Genomic DNA, 19710 nt, shown 5'->3' with positions numbered 1-19710 from the left:
AGAAATTGGCGGGCCGGTTCTGTTGGCGAAAGACTAGTCAGTGTTGCGGGCTTCGAGCAGCGACATGGGCGGATACTCCTAAGGGTGTTCTTGTATCAGATACGGGGACGCAGCGCGTCCGGATTCAGCGGTTCCAGTAGACGGCGATCACGATCAGGCAGAAGGGCGCGAGCATGGTCACCATCGCGACGTGGATCATCGCTGCGTTGAACGCATGGCCGGGCGTGTCGCGCTTCAATTCGCGCACCGCGCTGATGCCGAACCAGACGCTGACGGCAAGGCCGAGCGCGGCGGCGGCGACGGGCATGTTCATGGGCTTCTCTCCCCCCCCTGGGAACGTGGCCGGCGCGCGCTGGGGACTGCCCCCCGCGCGCGCCCTGCCGGTGATTACTGGCAGCTCAGGCATTCCTCGTAATCGGTCTGCTCGCCATTGGCGGAGAGTTCGATCTTGGGGGCCTGCGAGGTGTTGTCGGCCTCGACCCCGCCGGCAAAGCCTGCGCGCTGCACCGACTTGGAGCGCAGGTAATAGAGCGACTTGATGCCCTTCTCCCACGCCTGGTAGTGCAGCATCATCAGGTCCCACTTGTCGACATCGGCCGGGATGAACAGGTTCAGCGACTGGGCCTGGTCGATATAGGGCGTGCGGTCGGCGGCGAATTCGAGCAGCCAGCGCTGGTCGATCTCAAAGCTGGTCTTGTAGACCGCCTTTTCCTCGGGGCTGAGGAAGTCGAGGTGCTGGACGCTGCCGCCCCGCTCGAGGATCGAGTTCCAGACGTTGACCGAGTTCTTGGCCTTCTTCTCGAGCAGCTTTTCGAGGTACGGATTGCGCACGATGAAGCTGCCCGACAGGGTCTTGTGGGTGTAGATATTGGCCGGGATCGGCTCGATGCAGGCGCTCGTGCCGCCGCAGATGATCGAGATCGACGCGGTTGGCGCGATCGCCATCTTGCAGCTGAACCGCTCCATCGCGCCCATGTCGGCCGCATCGGGGCAAGGGCCCCGCTCCTGCGCCAGCAGCATCGAGGCCTCCGAGGCCTTGGAATGGATGTGCTTGAACATCTGGAGGTTCAGCGCCTTGGCCATCGCGCTTTCGAAGGCGACGCCCTTCTGCTGGAGGTAGGAGTGGAAGCCCATCACGCCCAGGCCCACCGAACGCTCGCGCGCGGCGGAATACTTGGCGCGGGCCATCTCGTCGGGCGCGCGGTCGATATAGTCCTGGAGCACGTTGTCGAGGAAGCGCATCACGTCCTCGATGAAAGCCCGATCGCCCTTCCACTCTTCCCACGTCTCGAGGTTGAGCGAGGAGAGGCAGCACACCGCCGTGCGGTCATTGCCGAGGTGGTCGATGCCGGTCGGCAGGGTGATTTCCGAGCACAGGTTCGAGGTCGAGACCTTGAGGCCCAGATCGCGGTGATGCTTGGGCATCATGCGGTTCACGGTGTCGTTGAAGACGATGTAGGGCTCGCCGGTGGCAAGGCGGGTCTCGACCAGCTTCTGGAACAGCGAACGCGCATCGACCTTGCCACGCACGGAGCCATCGCGCGGGGACTTCAGCTCGAACTCGGCGCCCTCGCGCACCGCGTGCATGAACGCGTCGGTGACGAGCACGCCGTGATGGAGGTTCAGCGCCTTGCGGTTGAAATCGCCCGAAGGCTTGCGGATCTCGAGGAACTCCTCGATCTCGGGGTGCGAGATGTCGAGATAGCAGGCGGCCGAGCCGCGCCGCAGCGAGCCTTGCGAGATCGCCAGCGTGAGGCTGTCCATCACCCGCACGAAGGGAATGATCCCGCTGGTCTTGCCGTTGAGGCCCACCGGTTCGCCGATGCCGCGGACGTTGCCCCAATAGGTGCCGATCCCGCCGCCCTTGCTCGCCAGCCAGACGTTTTCATTCCAGGTGCCGACGATCCCTTCGAGGCTGTCCTCGACCGAGTTCAGGTAGCACGAAATCGGCAGGCCCCGGTTGGTGCCGCCGTTCGAGAGCACCGGGGTTGCGGGCATGAACCACAGGTTCGAGATGTAGTCATAGAGGCGCTGGGCGTGGGCTTCGTCGTCCGCATAGGCATCCGCGACGCGGGCGAAGAGGTCCTGATAGACCTCGCCGGGCAGCAGGTAGCGGTCGGTCAGGGTGTCCTTGCCGAAATCGGTGAGGCGCGCGTCACGCGAGGGATCGGTCTTGATCGTGAAGCGGCGATCGTTAACCTTCTTGCTGTCGGCCCCGGAGGCCTTGGCGGCAGCATCCTTCATCGCGCTCGCCATCGCGCCCGCCAGCGCTTCGCCGGCCTTGGCGGCGATCAGGGCATCTGAGCCGGTATCGGTGGTCTTCATGGTCATCGCCTTTTCGCTTTCGGCAGGGTTTTCAGTCATTCCAGTCCCCGCGATCACGCCGGTCTGATCGTCATTGGTCACATCGCCCGGCACGTTGTCGCTCGCCTTGAAATCCATCTGAAGCCCCTTTTACCCCCCGAATCATCACCATGACACAAGTGGCCATGTTCTGATTCTGTTCTATACCGGCGGGTCCACAGACTTGCCAACAGTCCGCCCGCATTCGGGCGCGCTGGCAGGCCGGTCGATCCCGTTCCCCGCATCCCGAAAACCCCGCCCGCCCGGTGACTCCTCCCCCGTTCGCTCCGCTGGGGGAGCGGCAGACGGGTCACCATGGCTTGGGGGTCCGATTTGCGCCGAACCACTAGATGATGAATCAGCCGGGGAATCACGTCAACGTCCGATTAAGCACGTGGTGACCGTGACTCACTGGTTTCAGACCTGTTACAGACCTGCGACGCATGGACCAAGCTTGAGTCGCGGACCCCGCAAGCCCCAAATTGAATCTGTGAAGAAAAATTTGGTGATTGAATCATTCGAATCCAGCCGTGAATCTTTTGCACGTGGCAGGCTTCGATTGTTGCGCGGGAAGGGGTGGTAGCGGGACGCCCCCGAGCCGGATCAGGCCCCTGCGCAAGCAGCTTGCCATCGCCCGAAGCGGACGCGCGGGAAACTCACCCATGAGCGGCAATCAGCGAACGAACCTCATAAAACAAACTTGTAAGACATTTGACAATCTATAATCATACCATATGCTACCTACATGAAACTCGTCCCATCCCCCCACGGCGATTCGCCTGTTCTCACGCCGCTCGATGCACTCACCTTCAGGCTCGAGGATTTGCCGCGCCAGCTACGGCGGATCATCGATGATGCGCTGCAGGATGAGGGCCTCAGCCGGACCCAATGGCGGCTGCTTGGCTATGTTCTGCGACAGGAAGGACTGACCCAGACCGAGATTGCCCGCCTGCTTGAAGTCGAACGCGCGAGCGTAGGGGTTGCGATCGATGGGCTGGAGAAGCGCGGACTGATCGAACGCGCCCAGCATGCCACCGACCGGCGGGTTTGGCGGATCATCCCGACCCCTGCCGCCAAGGCCCTGCTCGGCGGCCTACGCGAGGTGATCGACGAGGTCTATGCTCAACTTTTCAATGGCTTCAGCGACAATGAGCTCGCCAAGCTCGGCCAGTTCTTCGAGCGCATGGCGCGCAACATCAAGGCGTGAAGGAGCACCGCTCGTGACCAATCAAACCCTCGAACGCCCCGAAACGCTCGACCCGAGCCTGCCCGGACGCTTCGCCGATGGCAGCGCCCACGCCATGTTTGCGAATCTGCGGCGCGAGGCGCCGGTGCATTGGTGCGCCGATAGCCAGTTCGGCCCGTTCTGGTCGGTCAGCCGCTATGACGACATCGTCGCCATCGAGGCCCAGCCCGCACTTTTCTCGTCCGAGGCGAAGCACGGCGGGGTCTCGATCATCGACATCAACCCGGCCGAGGCGAGCTATCTCGAGAGCTTCATCATGATGGACCCGCCGCGCCATGCCCAAAAGCGCCGCACCATCGCGCCGGCCTTCACGCCTTCGGAAATGACGCGGCTGACGGGATCGATCCGCACCCGCACCGCCGCCTGCCTCGATGCCCTGCCGCGCGGGGAGGTCTTTGACTGGGAGGAGCGGGTCTCGATCCCGCTCACCATCGATATGCTGGCGATCCTGTTCGACTTCCCGTGGGACGAACGCGAGAACCTGCGCATCTGGTCGGACGCGATCACCTCGCTCGACATGATCGCCAACCGCCCGCAGGAACGGGTCGGCCTGCTGTTCCAGATGGCGGGGCGGTTCCACCAGCTGTGGCAGGAACGGCTCGCCGCCGAGCCCGCGCCCGATCTCCTGTCGATGATGATCCATTCCCAGAGCTTCGGGGAAATGGACGCGGCCGAGTTCATGGGCAACATGGCGACGCTGATCGTCGGCGGGAACGACACCACCCGCAATTCGATGTCGGGCCTCGCCGAGGCGCTGACGCTGTGGCCCGGGCAATGGGATCGCTTGCGCGCCGATCCCTCGCTGATCGCCAATGCCGCGAGCGAGATCATCCGCTGGCAGAGCCCCGCGCTGCACATGCGTCGCACGGCGATAGAGGATGTGGAGTTCAAGGGGCACCGGATCCGCAAGGGCGACAAGCTGGTGCTGTGGTATGTCTCGGCCAACCGCGAGGAGAGGCTATTCCCGGACGGCGAATTGTTCCTGGTCGATCGCCCCAACGCGCGGCGGCATCTTTCGTTCGGCTACGGCATTCACCGCTGCGTCGGCGCGCGGCTCGCCGAGTTGCAATTGCAGGTGCTGATCGAGGAAATGCTCAGGCGGGACATCCGGCTCGAAGCCGCCGGACCTGTGGAACGTGCCGCCCATCCGTTCCTCGCCATCGTGAATGCCGTGCCGGTGCGGATCGGATAGGTGGAGGCGTGGAAGCCGGCCTTCCGCACCCGCCCGGCGAACCCCGAAAGCGGACGTCCTATGCCGCCCCATCCGCAATGCCTTGCGCGGTCTTGTAGTCGGGCTTGCCGTTGTTGAGGCGCAGCGGGCGATCGGTGAGGATGTAGAGCCGCGGGATCTTGTAGCCGGCCAGAGCGCTGCGGGCATGGGCATCGAGCGATTCGATCAGCGCGGCGCGCTCGCCCTCGGACTGCACCACCGCGACGACCTTGCGCCCGAAGCGCGGATCGGGCTGGCTGACGACGCGCACGTCCTTGACCTGCGGGTGGGCGAGCAGCGCCGCCTCGACCTCTTCGGGAAACACCTTCTCGCCGCCGGTGTTGATGCACATGTTGTCGCGGCCGATGAATTCGAGGGTGCCGTCGGCGCTCCAGCGCGCGCGGTCGCCGGTCATCAGCCAGCGCTTGCCGCCGATCACGGGGAAGGTCTGGGCGTTCTTTTCGTCCTCGCCGAGGTAGCCCAGCGGCAGCGGCCCGGTGCGCGCGACGATGCCGACGCCGCCCTCGCCGGGAGGGATTTCGGCGAGGTTCTCGTCAAACAGCTTGGTCTCGCGGCCCGGCAGGGGCTGGAACCTGCCCCCGCCGCTGCTGCCTTGCGCGGTGGTGATGACGATGCCGGTGCCCGAGCTTTCGGAGGAACCCAGCGCATCGACGATCATCAGCTGCGGCGCGTGGGCGATCAGCCGCTGCTTGAGGGCGGGCGAGAACACCGCGCCCGAGGAGGTGATGCTCCTCAGGCTCGCCAGCACCGCGGCACCATCCCCGCGCGCATCGAGCCGGTCGGCGAGCGGCACAGCGAAGGCGTCGCCGACGATGAACATGCCCCGCGCCCCCAGCCGCGCCGCCTCGTCCAGCGCCAGATCGGCGTCGAATTTGGGCGCAGGGAGCAGCGCGAGCGTGCCGCCTTTCAGGAGGTGGATCACCGCGCTGAACTGCCCCGCCCCGTGCATCAGCGGCGAAAGCAGCAGCAGCGGCGAGGTGCTCGCCGGATGATCGGGGCCGATCGCGGCGGCGCGCGCGACCTGCTCATCGAGCGATGCGGCGACGAAGGGCGGCTGCCCCGGACCTTGCTGCCACACGCCGATGCTGAACGCCGCCCACGCCTGGTCCATCGGCCACATCACCGCCTTGGGCATGCCGGTGGTGCCCCCGGTAGCGGTGAGGAACAGCGCCTGCGCGTCGGTGTGGATCGCATAATCCGCAGGCAGCGGAGTGTCGCACAGCGCCGCCCACGCGTCGGCGCCGACCTCCACCGTCAGCGCGCCCTCCGGCATCGCCGCGCGCGCCGCCTCCGCAAACTCGCTCTCGGTGAACAGCGCCTTGAGGCCAAAGCGGGTAAAGATGTCCGACAGCTCGCGCTGCCGGTAGTGGTAGTTCACATTGACCGGCACCACCCCGGCTTTCACGCAGCCGAAATAGGCGAGCATGTAATCGGGGGTGTTGCGCAACATCTGCCCGGCAATGTCGCCCGGCTTGAGGCCGCGGGCCTGCAAGCCGGCGGCGATCCGGTCGGTGAGCGTGTCAAACTCGCCCCAGCTCACCACCCGCGTTCCCTGCACCAACGCGGGCCGTCCGGGCGGGATCGCCCCTGCCAGCGCCTTCAGCACAACTCCGAAATTCGCGCCCGCAAATGCCATCCGCACCACTCTCCCTGTCTCTTTCGCTAGCCCCCCGCGCGTCCGCGTTCCCCTACGTAAATAATGAGGACAATCGGAAAAATTGCGGTAGTCTTCCGAATCAGAAAACAACGAGAGGAGCAAGGCTGGGGATGGCTACGAATGTTGTCGAACTGCGCACGCCGCAGGGACGCGAATCGCTCGAACGGCTGCTCGACCAGGTCACCATCACCTGCCCCGAAGACATCCACGATGCCGCGGTCAACCTCGCCCGCATCGCGCAGGAGCGGGGCATGCAGATCGCGGTGTGCGACGACATCTCCTCCAAGGAACCGATGGTCGATGCCGACGGCACGATCCTCAATGCCGATATCTTCCGCTGGCTGGATGACGGCGCGCGCTGGTGGGAGGATCACCGTCTCGCGCTCCATTCCCCCCTGCCGCGCGCCTGCCGCTACGAAAGCGAGCCCTTCTGGGTCAACGCCCACGGCTTCAATACCCGCTGGCGCAACCACTACCTTGCCGAGATCGACCTCAACGATTTCGAGAAGCGCGCGCTGTGCAAGGCGGCGATCGTGATCCCGGTGCACCTGCCCTTCGGCCAGATCAGCGCGTCGAGCTTCATTTCGATGGACCGCGACAAGGAAGACCTCTCGGCCGAATTCGCCGAATATGGCGCGCTGTTCGCGATGGTGACGCGGTGCTTTGTCGCCGGCTACGTCCAGGCCAACCGCACCAAGCGGCGCATCCCTTCGGACTGCGTGCTCTCCAAGCGCGAGGTCGAGTGCCTGCGCTGGGCGGCGATCGGCAAGACCGACAAGGAGATCAGCATGATCCTGAGCCGGTCGCACGCCACGATCCGCTACCACATCCACCGCGCGGGCGAGAAGCTCGACTCGGTGAACCGCGCGCAGACGATCTTCAAGGCGGGGCAGCTTGGTTACCTCGGCGCGAGCGATTGATTGCGGACGCGCCTCCGCGGGCGTTTTGATTTGCGACCCCGCCTCCGCGGGGTCGTCCTCGGTGCTGTTTCCTTCGCTGCGCTCCGGAGCACCTGCGGCTCGCGCGCGTGCGCTCGCGGCCCTGCGGGCCGGACCAGCGCTTCCATAAGCGGGGAGCGCAGGTTCGACGCCGCAGGCGTCGCAAGGCCGGACGGCCACCCACAGCGGGTGCAGCTTTGCTGCGCGTCTAGCGAGGACCGCGCGCCCGCAGGGGCGTGCGGAAATCAAAGACGGCGAAGCGGTTCCGACCCATCCCAGCCGATCCCGGCCGCCTTGACCATCCCGAACAGGTCCGGCCCGTCCTTGTCCTGCTGCAAGATCTCCACCAGCGTGCCCGGGCCGCCGCCTGCATCGACATAGATCGCCTGGCTGGTGCCGAAGGTGCCTTCGATCATCACCTCGGCCCCTTCCGCCTCGCACACGGCGCGGGCGTGGGCGATGTCGTCGACCAGAATGCAGACGTGGTGGAGGCCATTGCCGGTCGCGCCATATTCGCCGGTATAGACCGAAGGGTGATTGTCGCGCGGGCGGATCAGTTCGATCTGCATGTCCCCCCAATAGGCGAGCGCGAGGTCGAACACCGCCTCGGTCGGCTGGCCGCGATACTTCATGCCGTCCAAGTGGATGCCCTCGATGAGGAAGAACGGCCCCACCCCCATCACCTGCGTCCAGTGCTTCACCGCCGCGTCGAAATCTTCCGGCACATAGGCCAGCTGCATGATGTCACCCAGCGCGGCGATCTTCCCCGGCGCCTTTGTCTCTTGGGCCAATTTTCCTCTCCAATCCGATAGGGGTTCTCGGCCTCAAGCTGTGTGATATTCCGCGCCGGAGACACTGCACAAAGTGCGAGTGAGTTGGGATGGGGGCGCGCCCCCGAGAGGACCGGACACACCCGATGAACGAGATCAAGGACATTGCCCGCGGCGACCGTTGCCCGGGGATCAGCTATACCGACATGCTCGCCGGCGACACCCGCCGCGCGCCCGATTACCTCTTCGAGGAAACCACGATCGATATGGGCGACGATCCCCTGCCGGTCGCGCCCTATATCTCGGAAGAGTTCGCCCGCCTCGAACGCGAAAAGATGTGGCCCAACGTCTGGCTGTTCGCCGCGCGCGAGGACGAGATGCCGGACGCGGGCGACACGGTGGTGTTCGACATCGCCGGCAAGAGCTTCCTGCTGATCCGCCAGAAAGACGGCGGCGTGAAGGCCTTCTACAACGCCTGCCTCCACCGCGGCCGCAAGCTGCGCACCGAGAGCGGGGCCTCGGTCCAGCTGCGCTGCCCGTTCCACGGCTTCACCTGGAGGAACGACGGCTCCTTGAAGGAAATCCCCTGTTCGTGGGATTTCAAGCACTTGGAAGGCAAGGACATGGACCTGCCGCAGGCGCGCGTCGAGCTGTGGCAGGGCTTCGTCATGCTGACCGAGAACCATGCCCTGCCCGATTTCAAGACCTGGCTCGGCCCGGCAGCCAGCCATTACGAGCGCTACGACTTCGCAAACCGCTATACGGGCATGTGGGTGCAGAAGAAGATCCCCGCCAACTGGAAGGCCACCGCCGAGGCTTTCATGGAGGCCTGGCACTCGATCACCACCCACCCGCAGCTGCTCGCCTTCCTCGGCGATGCCAACACCCGCTATGACCTGATCGGCGACCACTTCAACCGCGCGATCACGCCTTCGGGCGTGCTCAGCCCGCATGTGAAGGGCAAGAATTCGGACTACGTTCTGGAGAAGATGAACGAGTTTTCCGGCGGGGCCGATGCCGCCACCAACCGCCGCTTCAACGCCTCCTCCGGCGAGGTCGAAGGCTATGACGCCGATGATCCGCTGGGCGCGCGCAAGATCCTCGCCGAGGCCGGGCGGCAGGGGTTCGCGGCGCAATATGGCTACGACTATTCGGACGCGTCCGACACCGAGATCCTCGACAATTTCACCTACAACATCTTCCCCAACTTCGCGCCGTGGATCGGCTTCCTGCCGACGCTGGTCTATCGCTGGCTGCCCGGCGACACCCCCGACTGGTGCATCATGGAAATCCGCCTGCTGTTCCCCACCCCCAAGGGCGAGCAGCGCCCGCGCGCGGTGGCACCGACCTATATCCCCGATGACGAGCCCTTCGCCTGGGCGAACGACATCATGGGGCCGCAGCTCGCCAATGTGTTCGATCAGGACATGGCAAACCTGCCTTACGTGCAGGAAGGCATGAAGGCGATGAAGGACGGGCTGATGGAGCTCGGCCACTACCAGGACAGCCGCGTGCGCCACTTCCAACGCACGCTGATGAAATATGTCAACGGGGAGCTGCCTGCGGTCAAGTAGCCGGGCATGGGCTTCTCCTTCGACCTTGCGGGGCGCACCGCGCTCGTCACCGGCGCGTCATCGGGCCTTGGCACCCGCTTCGGCCGGATCCTTGCGGCGAGCGGCGCGCGGGTCGCGCTCGGCGCGCGGCGCAAGGACCGGCTGGAGGCGCTCGCCGCCGCCATCGGGCCTGCCGCCGCCGCCGTCACCATGGACGTCGCGCGCGAGGCCGAGATCATCGCCGGCTTCGATGCGGCCGAAGCCGCGTTCGGCGCCCCGGTCGACACGGTGATCGCCAATGCCGGGGTCGACGGGGCGGGGATGGCCACGACCATCTCGGAAGAGGAGATCGAGCAGACCCTCGCGATCAACCTGAAGGGCGCGATCCTCACCGCCCGCGAAGGCGCGCGGCGGATGATCGCGCAAGGCGTCACCAACGGGCGGATCGTGCTGATCGCCTCGATCACGGCGTTTGAACCCTCCCCCGGCCTCGTCGCCTACGCCGCATCCAAGGCGGGGGTGGTGCAGGCGGGGCGCACGCTGGCGCGCGAGTGGGCGCGGGCCGGCATCAACGTCAACACCGTCTCCCCCGGCTATATCCGCACCGCGATCAACGATGCGTGGTTCGACACCGAAGGCGGCCAGAAGCAGATCGCGCGCTTCCCCAGGCGCCGGCTGATGGGCGAGGAGGGGCTGGATGCGATGATCCTGTTCCTGTGCTCGGACGCCTCCGCGTTCGTGACGGGCACCGATTTTGTCCTGGATGATGGTCAAACCTTGTGACCGCCCGCCGCCAAATCTCGCTCGCCGCCGGGATCATGCCCGAGGCCACGCCTTCCCAGCTGATCGAATGCGCCGCCGCGTCCGATTTCGACTTCGGGGGCATGTGGGTGGAGCGGGAAACATGGACCCCGGCGACCACCCGCACGATCCGCGCACAGGCGAGGGACGCCGGCGTCGCATTGCTCGATTGCGAGGTCGCCTGGATCATGCCCGGCCCGCCCGATCCGTGGCTGAGCGAGCTGGTCGACATCGCCGCCGGGCTGGGCGCGGCGAACCTCCTGTGCGTTTCTTCCGACCCCGACATGGCCGCCACCACCGCCAAGTTCCAGACGCTGGTGGACGCGGCCAAGGGCACCGGGGTCAGGGTCAACCTCGAATTCGGCATCTTCACCGAGGTGAAGACACTTTCCATGGCCCGCAGCGTTCTGGAGGCCGTCGAGGGCGAGGCCAAGGCGCTGCTGGTCGACACGCTCCACTGGGCGCGGTCCGGGGGAACGGCGGAAGACCTCGCAGCCATCCCGCGCGAATGGCTCTCCTACTGCCAGCCCTGCGACGCCCCCGCCGACGGCCCGGACGTGACCAATTTCGACGCCATCATCGACGATGCGATCAACCGCCGGATGCCCTTGGGGCAAGGCGGCCTCCCGCTCGCCGCGATGGTCGATGCCCTGCCCGCGCACCTGCCGATGGCGATCGAGGAACGCTCGGCCGCCCTGCGCGACACCTTCCCCGACCTTGTGGAACGCGCCCGCCAATGCGCCCGCACCTCGCGGGCGTGGCTGGAGCAGTCGCGGTAGCGCATTGCTCACGCTTCCGGATTGACGCGGCGCGGGGGACGAATTGACTTGAAATTTTAGAATATAAGATTAGATCAAAATTGCTTCACGTCGCTTGCGACGGAATTTGATCGGCGCCTTCGGGTGTTCTTGCGCCCGGCGACCTTGTCCGCGTGGCAGCGATGAAACCGCCCCCGGCAGCCGCATGTTCCTTTTCTTGCAGCACAGCCGCGCCCGGGATTGGCCCGGCTGCGTGCGACATATATTTGCGAAAGATTTCATGAATTTCATTTCGACCCGCGCCATCTTCGCGCGCGCCAAGACGATCCGCGCAGGCCTGCCGCAGGGCCGCCGCCCCGGACAGCCGCAACAACCCTATGCCTTCCTGTCCACGCGCGATCTGCGCGGGCTGGTGGCCGCAATGGTGGATTGAAGCGATGCCGGCACCACCGGGCCAAGGCCCCAGCACAGGGAATCCGCAGATGGACATCAACCACGAATACGCCGCGCACCAATCGGCACTGATGCAGGCCGGGCTCGCCGGTTGCGAGGATCAGCGCCGGCACCAGTTGATCAAGGCATCGCGCATCGCCGGCCGGATCAGCGCATTCCAGCGCGAACTGGGCGCGGCGGCGGCCTGCGCGTGGAGCGCAGCCCACCTCCTTGCCGTCCCGCAAAGCAGCACGCCATCCCATTGACCCCCAAGACCCGCGCTGCGCCCCGCGCCGCCCGGCAGGAGAATTCCCGATGAACGGATATCAAGCCCCCAGCTTCCAGGACCGCGCCGCAGCCTCGATGCAGGCCAAGCAAAAGGCGCTCGCGGCGATGAAGGCTGCGCCTCGCGCCGATGCGGCGACGCTTGCCGAGCGGGCGGAGCGCAGCGCCCGGCGCGAGGCGATCGCCAAGGCCAAGGCCGAGAGCGCGCGTCACGCACGGGACGAGAAGAAGCGCCTCGCCGAAGAACAGCGCAGCGCCGCCCGGGCCGAACAGGCCCGGCCGGCACCGGTTGCGAAAACCGAGGCGGAACTGAAGGCCGCGCGCGATGCGCGCTATGCGGCGCGCAAGAACCGCAAGTAGACGCTAGCCCCCGCGCGCGTGGCCGGCGATCTCGCTCGCGAGGCGCGGGACCAGCTTTACCGGCAGGTCGTGGCCCCAGCCCGGGATCGTCACCAGCCGCGCGCCGGGGATCGCGGCTGCGGTCGCCTCGCCGCCGGGGAGCTTGACCAGCGGGTCGGCCTCGCCGTGCAGGACGAGAGTGGGTGTCCGCACCGCACCGAGCCGCGATGTGCGGTCGCCGTCGTCGATGATCGCGGCGAGCTGGCGGGGGAGGCCTGCGGGGTAGACGCTGCGGCGCATGTTCCTGAGCACCCGCTCGCGCTGGTGCGCCTCGTCGAAGGGGAACTCCGCGCTGTCGGGCGTGCCGATGTTGCGGATGATGTTGAGGCCGTGGGCCACGAGGGTTTCCTCATCGGTGCCCTTCAAGGGTGCGGTCAGCGCGCCGATTGCGGCGGGTTCGGCCTGGGGCAGCCTGCCGCTGCCGGTGGTCGACATGATCGAGGTCATGCTCATCAGCCGCCCGGCATGGTGGATCGCCATCAGCTGGACGATCATCCCGCCCATCGAAGCGCCGACGACATGCGCCCGGTCGATCCCGAGCGCATCGAGCACCCCGATCCCGTCATCGGCCATGTCCTTCAAGGTATAGGGCACGCGTGCCGGAAAGCCGATCTTCTTCCTGAGCACCTGCACCGCCGGCGAGGGCGCGCGCTGGCCTTCCATCTTCTGGCTGAGGCCGATGTCGCGGTTGTCGTAGCGGATCACCCGGAAGCCTTCGGCGGCGAGCGCAGCGACCAGCTCGTCCGGCCACAGCGTCATCTGCGCGCCGAGGCCCATCACCAGCAGCATCGCCGGGGCCTGCGGGTCACCGTGCTCCTCGTAGAAGATTTCGATACCGGTATTGGGGGTGGTGAGCGTGGGCATGGGGCAGACGGGTCCTCTCAGGGTCTTTTGTTCTTTGGCCCTTGCATGGTCACTTCCACGGAGGTCCGGCAATATCGAAGCCGCGCAGCGACAATTGGTCAAGCACCCCGCCCTCTTCCGCCAACACCCTTAGCGGCACCACTGCAAGCGTGGTGCCCTTGGCCGCGCTCGCCTCGGCGATGCGATCGACCCAGATGGTCCTGAGTTCGCTGCCCAAAGTCTCGTCCGCCCAGGGCCAACACTGGCCGAGTGCGGCCTCGAGCGGGTTGTTCATCACGGCGGGAATCTTGAACCTGCGCCAGTTGGCGGCGCGCTCCTCGACGATCTGCGGTCCCGCCTCGACCGCATCCATCGCGGCGACGAGGCAGGGGATGTGGGCAGTGGGCGGCGCATCGAAGAGGTTGTCGATCACGTCCTCGCCCCTCAACGTCGCGGCGCGGGTGATGGCGATATCGGCCTTCTCGGCGGCGTCCTTCACCACGTCGGCAGGCTCGCGCGCGGTGTCGCGGTTGAAGCGCAGCTCCTCGCGCAGCATCCCGAAGGCGGTGAGGAGGAAGGATTTTCGCGCGTAGTCCTCCTCATGCGCGGTGCCCAGCGCTTGCAGCCGCGCCCACTGATCGGGGGAGAGGTAATCGGACGCGACGGTGTCGCCCGGCAGCTTGGTGAGCTTGCCCCCGGAGAACATCAGCCGGAAGATGTCGCCGGGCGAAACCTTGGGCCGCGCGCCGAGGATCACGCGGTCGGCCTGCCGGGTCGCCTCCTCGAGCCGCGCGGGCTCCCACGGGGTGGTTTTCGGAATGGCCCGGATCTCGCCGACGAGGATGACGGTGCCGGCGGGCGTCTCGACGATCCACATGGGCGCGCCCGAGCGCTGGGCGGTGACGACGATGGCGTTTTCGGACTCGGCGGGGGTGGGGTCTTGGGCGGTGAGGGGGGCGGCGACCAGCGCGAAAAGAGCAAGAGAATTCAACAGCTTCTTCATCGGATGCCCCTTCAATTCGGATTTGCTGAATTGGCTAGCGCGGCGGGGCTGAACGTTAGCCGAACTGCTGCCAGTTGGCTTCAATCAAGCAACGGAAAGCGAAGGCGATAATCTCCTATCTCTTCGGCGTCGATCAAACTCGCCTTCGGGCGGTCTTCAGCGATCACGTCTACGCAGTCCGACGGGGTAATGAACGCGTAGTGCGTCGCCTTCGGGCACCTTAGCCGCACGAACTCGATGTCGGTTGGATATTCGCTGCCCTCGATGATGCGTGCGAAGCTACTGTCGATGCCTTTCCACCTGTCGCTATGCGTTTCGGTGCTGAGATAAATGTCGTCCAGCTTGCGCACCACGATTGCTTTGTCGAACTGGATGAGAAGTAGCCGTTTGTCGGCGCCCCAGAGCTGCCAGAACAAATTGACGTGCTCGCCAGCCGTCTCGAGCAGGCAAAATTCACTTATCGTCACATTGCCGCCGGGCGTGACGCCTAGGCCAAGATCGTAGGGCATGTGCCGAATCTCAGTCTTCACGGCACCAGCACCGTATCCTTGGCCTCGTCCGCCAGCTCGGGATAATCGAGCGTGTAGTGCAGCCCCCGGCTCTCCTTGCGCCGGAGCGCCGATTGCACGATCAGCTCTGCCGCCTGCAACAGGTTGCGCAATTCAATAAGATCGGTCGTCACCCGGAACGCGCCGTAATAGTCCTCGACCTCGCGCTTGAGCAGTTCGATCCGGCTGGCGGCGCGTTCGAGGCGCTTGGTGGTGCGCACGATGCCGACGTAGTTCCACATGAAGCGGCGGATTTCGGTCCAGTTCTGCTTGATGACGACTTCCTCGTCGGAGTCCGTTACGCGGCTTTCGTCCCAGGGGAGGATCGCGGGCGGGGCCTCCAGCGTGTCCCAGCGCGCCAGAATGTCCTGCGCGGCGGCCTCGCCGAAGACGAAGCATTCGAGAAGGCTGTTCGACGCCAGCCGGTTCGCGCCGTGGAGGCCGCTTTCGGTGCATTCGCCCGCCGCCCACAGGCCGGGGATGTCGGTCCGCGCGTCGAGGCCGACCACCACCCCGCCGCAGGTGTAATGCTGCGCAGGCACGACCGGGATCGGCTCCTTCGTCATGTCGATGCCGAGGCCCATCAGCTTGTCGTGGATCGTCGGGAAGTGGCCGCGCACGAAATCGGGGCTCTCATGGCTGATGTCGAGATGGACGTAATCGAGGCCGAAGCGCTTGATCTCGGCGTCGATCGCGCGGGCGACCACATCGCGCGGCGCGAGCTCCATCCGCTCGGGATCGTAGAAGGTCATGAAGCGCTTGCCGGTGCGCGGGTTGATGAGCCGCCCGCCCTCGCCCCTGACCGCTTCGGTGATGAGAAAGTTCTTCGTCTCGAGATGGTAGAGGCAGGTCGGGTGGAACTGCATCATCTCCATGTTGGAGACGCGCGCCCCTGCCCGCCACGCCATCGCGATGCCATCGCCGGTCGCGCCGCGCGGGGCGGTGGAGAACTGGTAGACGCGCCCCGCCCCCCCGGTGGCAAGGATCGTGGCGCGCGCGACGTGCCGCTCGACCCGCCCGGTCGCCTCGTCGAGCGCATAGACCCCCCACACGCGCCCTGCCGCCGAGAACTGCTGGCGGTGGCGGTCGGTGATGAAATCGATGCAGGTTCTGCCGGGAAGCAGGGTGATGTTGGGATTGGCCTCGGCCGCGCGCAGCAGCGCTTCCTGCACCGCCCAGCCGGTGGCGTCGTCGACATGGACGATGCGGCGGTGCGAATGGCCGCCCTCGCGGGTCAGGTGGAGCGAATTGGCGTCGCGGTTGAAGGGCACGCCCAGTTCGCACAGGCGGTCGATCGAAGCCGGCGCACGTTCGATCACGAACTCCACCGTGTCGCGGTCATTGAGCCCTGCGCCTGCCACCATCGTGTCGCGCACGTGATTGTCGAAAGTGTCGCCCGCATCGAGCACCGCGGCGATCCCGCCCTGCGCCCAGGCGGTCGATCCGCCGGTGAGCGAGCCCTTGGCCAGCACCAGCACCCGGGCCTGTTCCGCCAGCGCGAGGGCCGCCGTCAGCCCCGCCGCGCCCGAGCCGATCACGAGCACGTCATGGGGCGCGCCGGGCGGTTGGTTGCGGGGCTCGTCGTTCACCATCGCCCCGCATTGCCGCGCAATTCCAGCCGGAGCAAGGCCCAAGGCCAAAGGCGTCCTGCCTGCGCCCGGACAACTTTTGCTAACTTTAGTTAGGACCTCCTACGTTTTTCCCCTAGGTTGCATTGTAACATGATGTTACACCGCTGGCGGCGCTTCACCCGTCGCAGAGTCGGGGTGCGCGTCGGGGACCTAAACATTTTGCGGGTCGTTTCTCCTCTCACCGGGGCGCGCTTTTCCATGTCCTTTTTCTCTTTCGTGGCGTGCATGATCGACCAGCATGATCCCGTCCGGCGCAATGTCGTGTGGAACGGCCGCGCCAATACCGGCGTATGCCGCCATTGCGGCACCGCGATCGAGCGGTACGGGCGGCGGCGCTGGCACAGGCACAAGCCGGACATGGCAACCGACGGCGATTGAGCGCCTCAGGCTGCGGCGGTCAGCTGGACGAAGACGTCCTCCAGATCGGCCTCGCGGGTGGTGACATCGGCGATCACCAGCCCCTGCGCCTGGAGGATGGCGAGCACCTGCCCGGCATTGAGGCGGTCCTTGTCATAGGTCACGGTGACATCGCGCGCGCCGTCCCATTCGACCTTCGCGAAAGCCTCGTGCAAGGGCGCGGCGGCGAGATCGTCGGCGGCGGTCACCGCGACGACCTTCTCGCGCGCCATGCCGACCAGCTCGCGGGTCGGCTTGTCGGCGATCACCTGCCCGTGGTTGATGATCGCGATCCGGTCGCACAGCTCTTCGGCCTCTTCAAGGTAATGGGTGGTGAGCACCACGGTCACGCCCTCGCGGTTCAGCTCGCTGACCAGCTCCCACAGCTGGCGGCGGAGGTCGACATCGACCCCCGCGGTGGGTTCGTCCAGCACCAGGATCGGCGGCGAGTGGACCATCGCCTTGGCGACCAGCAGCCGCCGCTTCATGCCCCCTGACAGCGTGCGGGCATAGGCATCGCGCTTGTCGGCGAGCCTGACCGCCTCCAGCAGCGCCTCGCTGCGCCTGAGGGCGGCGGGGATGCCGTAGAAGCCGGCCTGGTTCTCCAGCACCTCGTGAGGCGTGAAGAAGGGATCGAAGACGATCTCCTGCGGCACGATCCCGATCGATCGGCTGGCGTTGCGGCGGTGCTGGTCGATGTCGAAGCCCCAGATCTCGGCCGTGCCGGAGGTCTTGTTGATGAGGCCTGCAAGGATGTTGATCAGCGTCGACTTGCCCGCGCCATTGGGGCCGAGCAGCCCGAAGATCGAGCCTTGCGGCACGTCGAAGCTCACCCCGCCAAGCGCGAGCTTGCCTTCGGGGCTGGTGCCCCTGGCCCCCTTGGCGGGGGCATAGCGCTTGACGAGGTTGTCGATGCGGATCGCGGGCTCGGTGGACATGGGCTTGCCCTAGGGCCTGCGGGGGCGGCGGGGCAAGGCGAAAGCGCTTTCCTACACGCACGCCGCCTGTCAGCATGCCCCGCATGATCGCCGCACGCACCCCCATTTTTTCGACGCCGGAACCGCTGCCCGCGGGGGCCGAGAGGGTTTCGCGCTTGGACAGTGTCTCATGTGTCTCCTACAGGCGGCTTGCGGGGCGCGGGGGCGGGCTGTATCGGGGGGCATCATGAGCATTCCTCCTCCCGAAACCCTGCTGGTCGACACCCACCGCGTGAGCTGCGACGGGGCGAGCGGCATCCGCGGCGGCGCGGGCTATCGCCCGGCGGCGCTCGGCCATCCGCGCGTGTTCCTCGAAATCGACGAGCACGGATACGTCGATTGCGGCTATTGCGACCGGCGCTTCATCTTGCGGGGCGGCCCGGCTGACGGTGCGGCGCAGGCGGGGCTTTCCGACATCGCCTCGGGGGCCGATGCGGGCCACGGCTAGGGCTGCGGCGCTGGCGCTGGCGCTGGTGCTTCCGGGGGTGGCCGAAGCGGCAGGCCCGTGCCCGGTGATCGGCGCGCTGCTCGCGGAAAATCCCAAGCGGCTGAAGGGTATCGGTGCGCTCATCAATGGCGCGGGCACCTTCGACGTGACCCTGAACGGCGCTGCGGACGCCGTGCGCGGGGCCGAGAACTGCGACCTCTCCGGCCCGGCCGAAGAGCTCGATATCGCGTGCGACTACAGCTATGCAGCGGGGGAAGAGGCGCAGGCCCGGCGCGATCTGGAGGCGGTGATCGGGCGGCTGAAGGCCTGCCTGCCGTCCCCGCTCGAAGCCAAGGCGCCGGTGGTCTGGTCCGAACGGCAGATCACCGAGGCCGCCGCGCGCAATGGAGCCTCCTATGCCGAATACCTGCGCGACCGCGAGGTGCTGGCGGATTACGGGCAGGACTACGCAATCGGCCGCGAGGAAGAGTGGGCGCTGTCGGTCTCGGTCACGCTGGTGCGCTACCGGAGCAGCGGGAATTTGCGGCTGGCTGTCGATCTGGAGCGCGACTAGACCATGCCCCGGCGCTCAGCACCCGTTCAGGCGGGGCCGGGCAGGGACCGAGGCGAACACTTGAAGGAGATGGCCGCATGATTCGTATCTCCCGCCGCGCCCGCATGCTGACCGGCTGCCTTGCCGCCGCGCTGGCCACTGCCGCATCGCTCGCCTGGCCCGCGCAGGCCGCCATCGCCCGCGGCGCCATGGAGGCCGAAGCGCCCGACGAAGGCGCCGCCGCCAGCCCGAACAAGGGCGAACAGCGCCTCGCCAGGCTGCTCGAAGGCCGCGTCGCGGGCGAGCCGGTGCGCTGCATCCCGGCGTTCCGCAATCTTTCGATGCAGACGATCGACCGCACCGCCTATGTCTATGGCCGCGGCGACACGATCTATGTGCAGCGCACCCGCAACCCGAAGCAGATCGACAACAGCGACTATCTGCGGGTCATCCGCCGCGACAGCACGCAGCTGTGCCGCGAGGACCAGACCGTGCAGGTGGAACCTTTTTCGGGCATGCTGAGCGGCGCGGTCTTCTTCGAGGACTTCGTGCCCTATACCCGCGTCAAGCCCGCCGCCGGCGAGGGCTGACGCAGCTTCCGGCGGCAGCGGATCGGCCTTGCTGCACCGCGTCCCGCCGGCGCAGGCTTATCGAAGCGGCTCGGCCACCTCGCAACTCGGCGCGCCCACCACGCCAAGGTGCCGACACTGATTGCGCGCGGCGTCCTCGCGGTTGAGCCGCAGGTGCAATCCATCCCCGTCCGGCCCCGCGAGCACCTGCTCGGCACGGCGGTAAGCGCTGATTTCGGCGTGGAGTTCGCCCAGCGAATCCGTAACGGCAAGCGCACTGCGGCGCTGCGCCCGCGCGGCCTGCGGGCACGGCCCGGCCCCCGCCGCTCCTGCCGCCCCCGCCCCGGCCG

23 protein-coding genes are annotated in these 19710 nt (G+C 66.6%); 13 read left to right on the top strand and 10 right to left on the bottom strand.

The features are described from left to right. Window positions 1-124 precede the first annotated feature (124 nt). Both D620_RS0100520 and D620_RS0100515 read right to left on the bottom strand, forming a co-directional pair. Window positions 125-313 carry a hypothetical protein gene (locus tag D620_RS0100520; RefSeq protein ID WP_017663824.1) on the bottom strand — a complete coding sequence of 63 codons (189 nt, stop codon included), beginning with the start codon at window positions 311-313 and terminating at the stop codon, window positions 125-127. 74 nt (window positions 314-387) lie between these two features. Next, window positions 388-2442, bottom strand: a complete 2055-nt coding sequence (locus D620_RS0100515; protein ID WP_017663823.1) for a ribonucleoside-diphosphate reductase subunit alpha — start codon at window positions 2440-2442, stop codon at window positions 388-390. 646 nt (window positions 2443-3088) lie between these two features. On the opposite strand from D620_RS0100515, the gene D620_RS14325 reads away from it, so the two are divergent. Together D620_RS14325 and D620_RS0100505 are read left to right on the top strand one after the other, a co-directional pair. Beyond that, complete coding sequence (locus D620_RS14325) at window positions 3089-3550, top strand: MarR family winged helix-turn-helix transcriptional regulator (protein ID WP_017663822.1); 462 nt, start codon at window positions 3089-3091, stop codon at window positions 3548-3550. Window positions 3551-3563: 13 nt separating this feature from the next. After that, complete coding sequence (locus D620_RS0100505; RefSeq protein ID WP_017663821.1) at window positions 3564-4781, top strand: cytochrome P450; 1218 nt, start codon at window positions 3564-3566, stop codon at window positions 4779-4781. Window positions 4782-4839: 58 nt separating this feature from the next. Here D620_RS0100505 and D620_RS0100500 read toward each other — a convergent pair whose 3' ends face one another. Then, window positions 4840-6456, bottom strand: coding sequence for an AMP-binding protein (locus D620_RS0100500; protein WP_017663820.1), 1617 nt, complete (start codon window positions 6454-6456; stop codon window positions 4840-4842). 131 nt (window positions 6457-6587) lie between these two features. Here D620_RS0100500 and D620_RS0100495 point away from each other — a divergent pair, with 131 nt between their 5' ends. After that, window positions 6588-7397: a helix-turn-helix transcriptional regulator gene (locus tag D620_RS0100495; protein ID WP_017663819.1), complete on the top strand. Its 810-nt coding sequence runs from the start codon at window positions 6588-6590 to the stop codon at window positions 7395-7397. Between the two features lie 263 nt (window positions 7398-7660). Here D620_RS0100495 and D620_RS0100490 read toward each other — a convergent pair whose 3' ends face one another. Beyond that, on the bottom strand, window positions 7661-8206 hold the full coding sequence (locus D620_RS0100490; protein ID WP_017663818.1) for a VOC family protein: 546 nt from the start codon (window positions 8204-8206) through the stop codon (window positions 7661-7663). Between the two features lie 125 nt (window positions 8207-8331). Between D620_RS0100490 and D620_RS0100485 the strand changes: the two genes are divergently transcribed. From D620_RS0100485 to D620_RS0100460, 6 genes are all read left to right on the top strand, one after another. Continuing rightward, entirely contained in the window at window positions 8332-9759 is a 1428-nt protein-coding gene (locus D620_RS0100485) for an aromatic ring-hydroxylating oxygenase subunit alpha (RefSeq protein WP_017663817.1), read from the top strand. Window positions 9760-9765: 6 nt separating this feature from the next. Next, entirely contained in the window at window positions 9766-10521 is a 756-nt protein-coding gene (locus tag D620_RS0100480) for an SDR family NAD(P)-dependent oxidoreductase (RefSeq protein WP_017663816.1), read from the top strand. Beyond that, the gene (locus D620_RS0100475) at window positions 10518-11318 is read left to right on the top strand and encodes a sugar phosphate isomerase/epimerase family protein (RefSeq protein ID WP_017663815.1); all 801 of its coding nucleotides are present in this window, start codon (window positions 10518-10520) and stop codon (window positions 11316-11318) included. Before D620_RS0100480 ends, D620_RS0100475 begins: the two co-directional genes overlap by 4 nt. A gap of 259 nt (window positions 11319-11577) precedes the next feature. Continuing rightward, window positions 11578-11730 carry a hypothetical protein gene (locus tag D620_RS16150; RefSeq protein WP_017663814.1) on the top strand — a complete coding sequence of 51 codons (153 nt, stop codon included), beginning with the start codon at window positions 11578-11580 and terminating at the stop codon, window positions 11728-11730. Between the two features lie 49 nt (window positions 11731-11779). Next, window positions 11780-11995: a hypothetical protein gene (locus tag D620_RS0100465; RefSeq protein WP_017663813.1), complete on the top strand. Its 216-nt coding sequence runs from the start codon at window positions 11780-11782 to the stop codon at window positions 11993-11995. A gap of 49 nt (window positions 11996-12044) precedes the next feature. Then, window positions 12045-12374: a DUF6481 family protein gene (locus D620_RS0100460; RefSeq protein ID WP_017663812.1), complete on the top strand. Its 330-nt coding sequence runs from the start codon at window positions 12045-12047 to the stop codon at window positions 12372-12374. A gap of 3 nt (window positions 12375-12377) precedes the next feature. Here D620_RS0100460 and D620_RS0100455 read toward each other — a convergent pair whose 3' ends face one another. From D620_RS0100455 to nadB, 4 genes are all read right to left on the bottom strand, one after another. After that, a complete protein-coding gene (locus D620_RS0100455) occupies window positions 12378-13277 on the bottom strand; it encodes an alpha/beta fold hydrolase (protein WP_017663811.1) in 900 nt (299 codons plus the stop codon). A gap of 49 nt (window positions 13278-13326) precedes the next feature. Continuing rightward, window positions 13327-14259: a TraB/GumN family protein gene (locus D620_RS0100450; protein WP_017663810.1), complete on the bottom strand. Its 933-nt coding sequence runs from the start codon at window positions 14257-14259 to the stop codon at window positions 13327-13329. Between the two features lie 80 nt (window positions 14260-14339). Beyond that, complete coding sequence (locus D620_RS0100445; RefSeq protein WP_155799903.1) at window positions 14340-14768, bottom strand: hypothetical protein; 429 nt, start codon at window positions 14766-14768, stop codon at window positions 14340-14342. 17 nt (window positions 14769-14785) lie between these two features. Then, entirely contained in the window at window positions 14786-16399 is a 1614-nt protein-coding gene (gene nadB / locus D620_RS0100440) for an L-aspartate oxidase (protein ID WP_017663808.1), read from the bottom strand. A gap of 237 nt (window positions 16400-16636) precedes the next feature. On the opposite strand from nadB, the gene D620_RS14320 reads away from it, so the two are divergent. Beyond that, window positions 16637-16816 carry a hypothetical protein gene (locus tag D620_RS14320; RefSeq protein WP_033375752.1) on the top strand — a complete coding sequence of 60 codons (180 nt, stop codon included), beginning with the start codon at window positions 16637-16639 and terminating at the stop codon, window positions 16814-16816. Between the two features lie 5 nt (window positions 16817-16821). On the opposite strand, the gene D620_RS0100430 is transcribed toward D620_RS14320, so the two are convergent. Continuing rightward, window positions 16822-17772: an ABC transporter ATP-binding protein gene (locus tag D620_RS0100430; RefSeq protein WP_017663806.1), complete on the bottom strand. Its 951-nt coding sequence runs from the start codon at window positions 17770-17772 to the stop codon at window positions 16822-16824. Window positions 17773-17998: 226 nt separating this feature from the next. Here D620_RS0100430 and D620_RS0100425 point away from each other — a divergent pair, with 226 nt between their 5' ends. From D620_RS0100425 to D620_RS14315, 3 genes are all read left to right on the top strand, one after another. Further along, complete coding sequence (locus D620_RS0100425; protein ID WP_017663805.1) at window positions 17999-18259, top strand: zinc-finger domain-containing protein; 261 nt, start codon at window positions 17999-18001, stop codon at window positions 18257-18259. Then, a complete protein-coding gene (locus D620_RS0100420; protein WP_017663804.1) occupies window positions 18243-18812 on the top strand; it encodes a hypothetical protein in 570 nt (189 codons plus the stop codon). The genes D620_RS0100425 and D620_RS0100420 overlap by 17 nt, the downstream gene beginning before the upstream one ends. A gap of 77 nt (window positions 18813-18889) precedes the next feature. Continuing rightward, window positions 18890-19381 (top strand): hypothetical protein, encoded by a 492-nt coding sequence (locus tag D620_RS14315; RefSeq protein ID WP_233991918.1) that lies wholly within the window; start codon window positions 18890-18892, stop codon window positions 19379-19381. 57 nt (window positions 19382-19438) lie between these two features. Here D620_RS14315 and D620_RS16515 read toward each other — a convergent pair. Beyond that, a partial coding sequence (locus D620_RS16515) for a hypothetical protein (protein ID WP_033375749.1) occupies window positions 19439-19710 on the bottom strand: 272 nt, incomplete at its 5' end.

The sequence above is a fragment of the Porphyrobacter sp. AAP82 genome, from assembly GCF_000331285.1.
In the GTDB taxonomy this organism is placed as follows: Bacteria; Pseudomonadota; Alphaproteobacteria; order Sphingomonadales; family Sphingomonadaceae; genus Erythrobacter.
The sequence above is the reverse complement of the archived record's forward strand: the minus strand, read 5'-3'. Positions and strand labels throughout refer to the sequence as shown.

What these genes read in the sequence shown, in the direction of transcription:
- D620_RS0100485 (WP_017663817.1), top strand. Translation starts at nt 8,332, where the DNA reads ATGAACGAGATCAAGGACATTGCCCGCGGCGACCGTTGCCCGGGGATC.
- D620_RS0100500 (WP_017663820.1), bottom strand. Translation starts at nt 6,456, where the DNA reads ATGGCATTTGCGGGCGCGAATTTCGGAGTTGTGCTGAAGGCGCTGGCA.
- D620_RS0100495 (WP_017663819.1), top strand. Translation starts at nt 6,588, where the DNA reads ATGGCTACGAATGTTGTCGAACTGCGCACGCCGCAGGGACGCGAATCG.
- D620_RS14325 (WP_017663822.1), top strand. Translation starts at nt 3,089, where the DNA reads ATGAAACTCGTCCCATCCCCCCACGGCGATTCGCCTGTTCTCACGCCG.
- D620_RS0100515 (WP_017663823.1), bottom strand. Translation starts at nt 2,442, where the DNA reads ATGGATTTCAAGGCGAGCGACAACGTGCCGGGCGATGTGACCAATGAC.
- D620_RS14320 (WP_033375752.1), top strand. Translation starts at nt 16,637, where the DNA reads ATGTCCTTTTTCTCTTTCGTGGCGTGCATGATCGACCAGCATGATCCC.
- D620_RS0100465 (WP_017663813.1), top strand. Translation starts at nt 11,780, where the DNA reads ATGGACATCAACCACGAATACGCCGCGCACCAATCGGCACTGATGCAG.
- D620_RS0100445 (WP_155799903.1), bottom strand. Translation starts at nt 14,768, where the DNA reads ATGCCCTACGATCTTGGCCTAGGCGTCACGCCCGGCGGCAATGTGACG.
- D620_RS0100455 (WP_017663811.1), bottom strand. Translation starts at nt 13,277, where the DNA reads ATGCCCACGCTCACCACCCCCAATACCGGTATCGAAATCTTCTACGAG.
- D620_RS14315 (WP_233991918.1), top strand. Translation starts at nt 18,890, where the DNA reads ATGATTCGTATCTCCCGCCGCGCCCGCATGCTGACCGGCTGCCTTGCC.
- D620_RS0100450 (WP_017663810.1), bottom strand. Translation starts at nt 14,259, where the DNA reads ATGAAGAAGCTGTTGAATTCTCTTGCTCTTTTCGCGCTGGTCGCCGCC.
- D620_RS0100430 (WP_017663806.1), bottom strand. Translation starts at nt 17,772, where the DNA reads ATGTCCACCGAGCCCGCGATCCGCATCGACAACCTCGTCAAGCGCTAT.
- D620_RS0100520 (WP_017663824.1), bottom strand. Translation starts at nt 313, where the DNA reads ATGAACATGCCCGTCGCCGCCGCCGCGCTCGGCCTTGCCGTCAGCGTC.
- D620_RS0100460 (WP_017663812.1), top strand. Translation starts at nt 12,045, where the DNA reads ATGAACGGATATCAAGCCCCCAGCTTCCAGGACCGCGCCGCAGCCTCG.
- nadB (WP_017663808.1), bottom strand. Translation starts at nt 16,399, where the DNA reads ATGGTGAACGACGAGCCCCGCAACCAACCGCCCGGCGCGCCCCATGAC.
- D620_RS16150 (WP_017663814.1), top strand. Translation starts at nt 11,578, where the DNA reads ATGAATTTCATTTCGACCCGCGCCATCTTCGCGCGCGCCAAGACGATC.
- D620_RS0100425 (WP_017663805.1), top strand. Translation starts at nt 17,999, where the DNA reads ATGAGCATTCCTCCTCCCGAAACCCTGCTGGTCGACACCCACCGCGTG.
- D620_RS0100480 (WP_017663816.1), top strand. Translation starts at nt 9,766, where the DNA reads ATGGGCTTCTCCTTCGACCTTGCGGGGCGCACCGCGCTCGTCACCGGC.
- D620_RS0100420 (WP_017663804.1), top strand. Translation starts at nt 18,243, where the DNA reads ATGCGGGCCACGGCTAGGGCTGCGGCGCTGGCGCTGGCGCTGGTGCTT.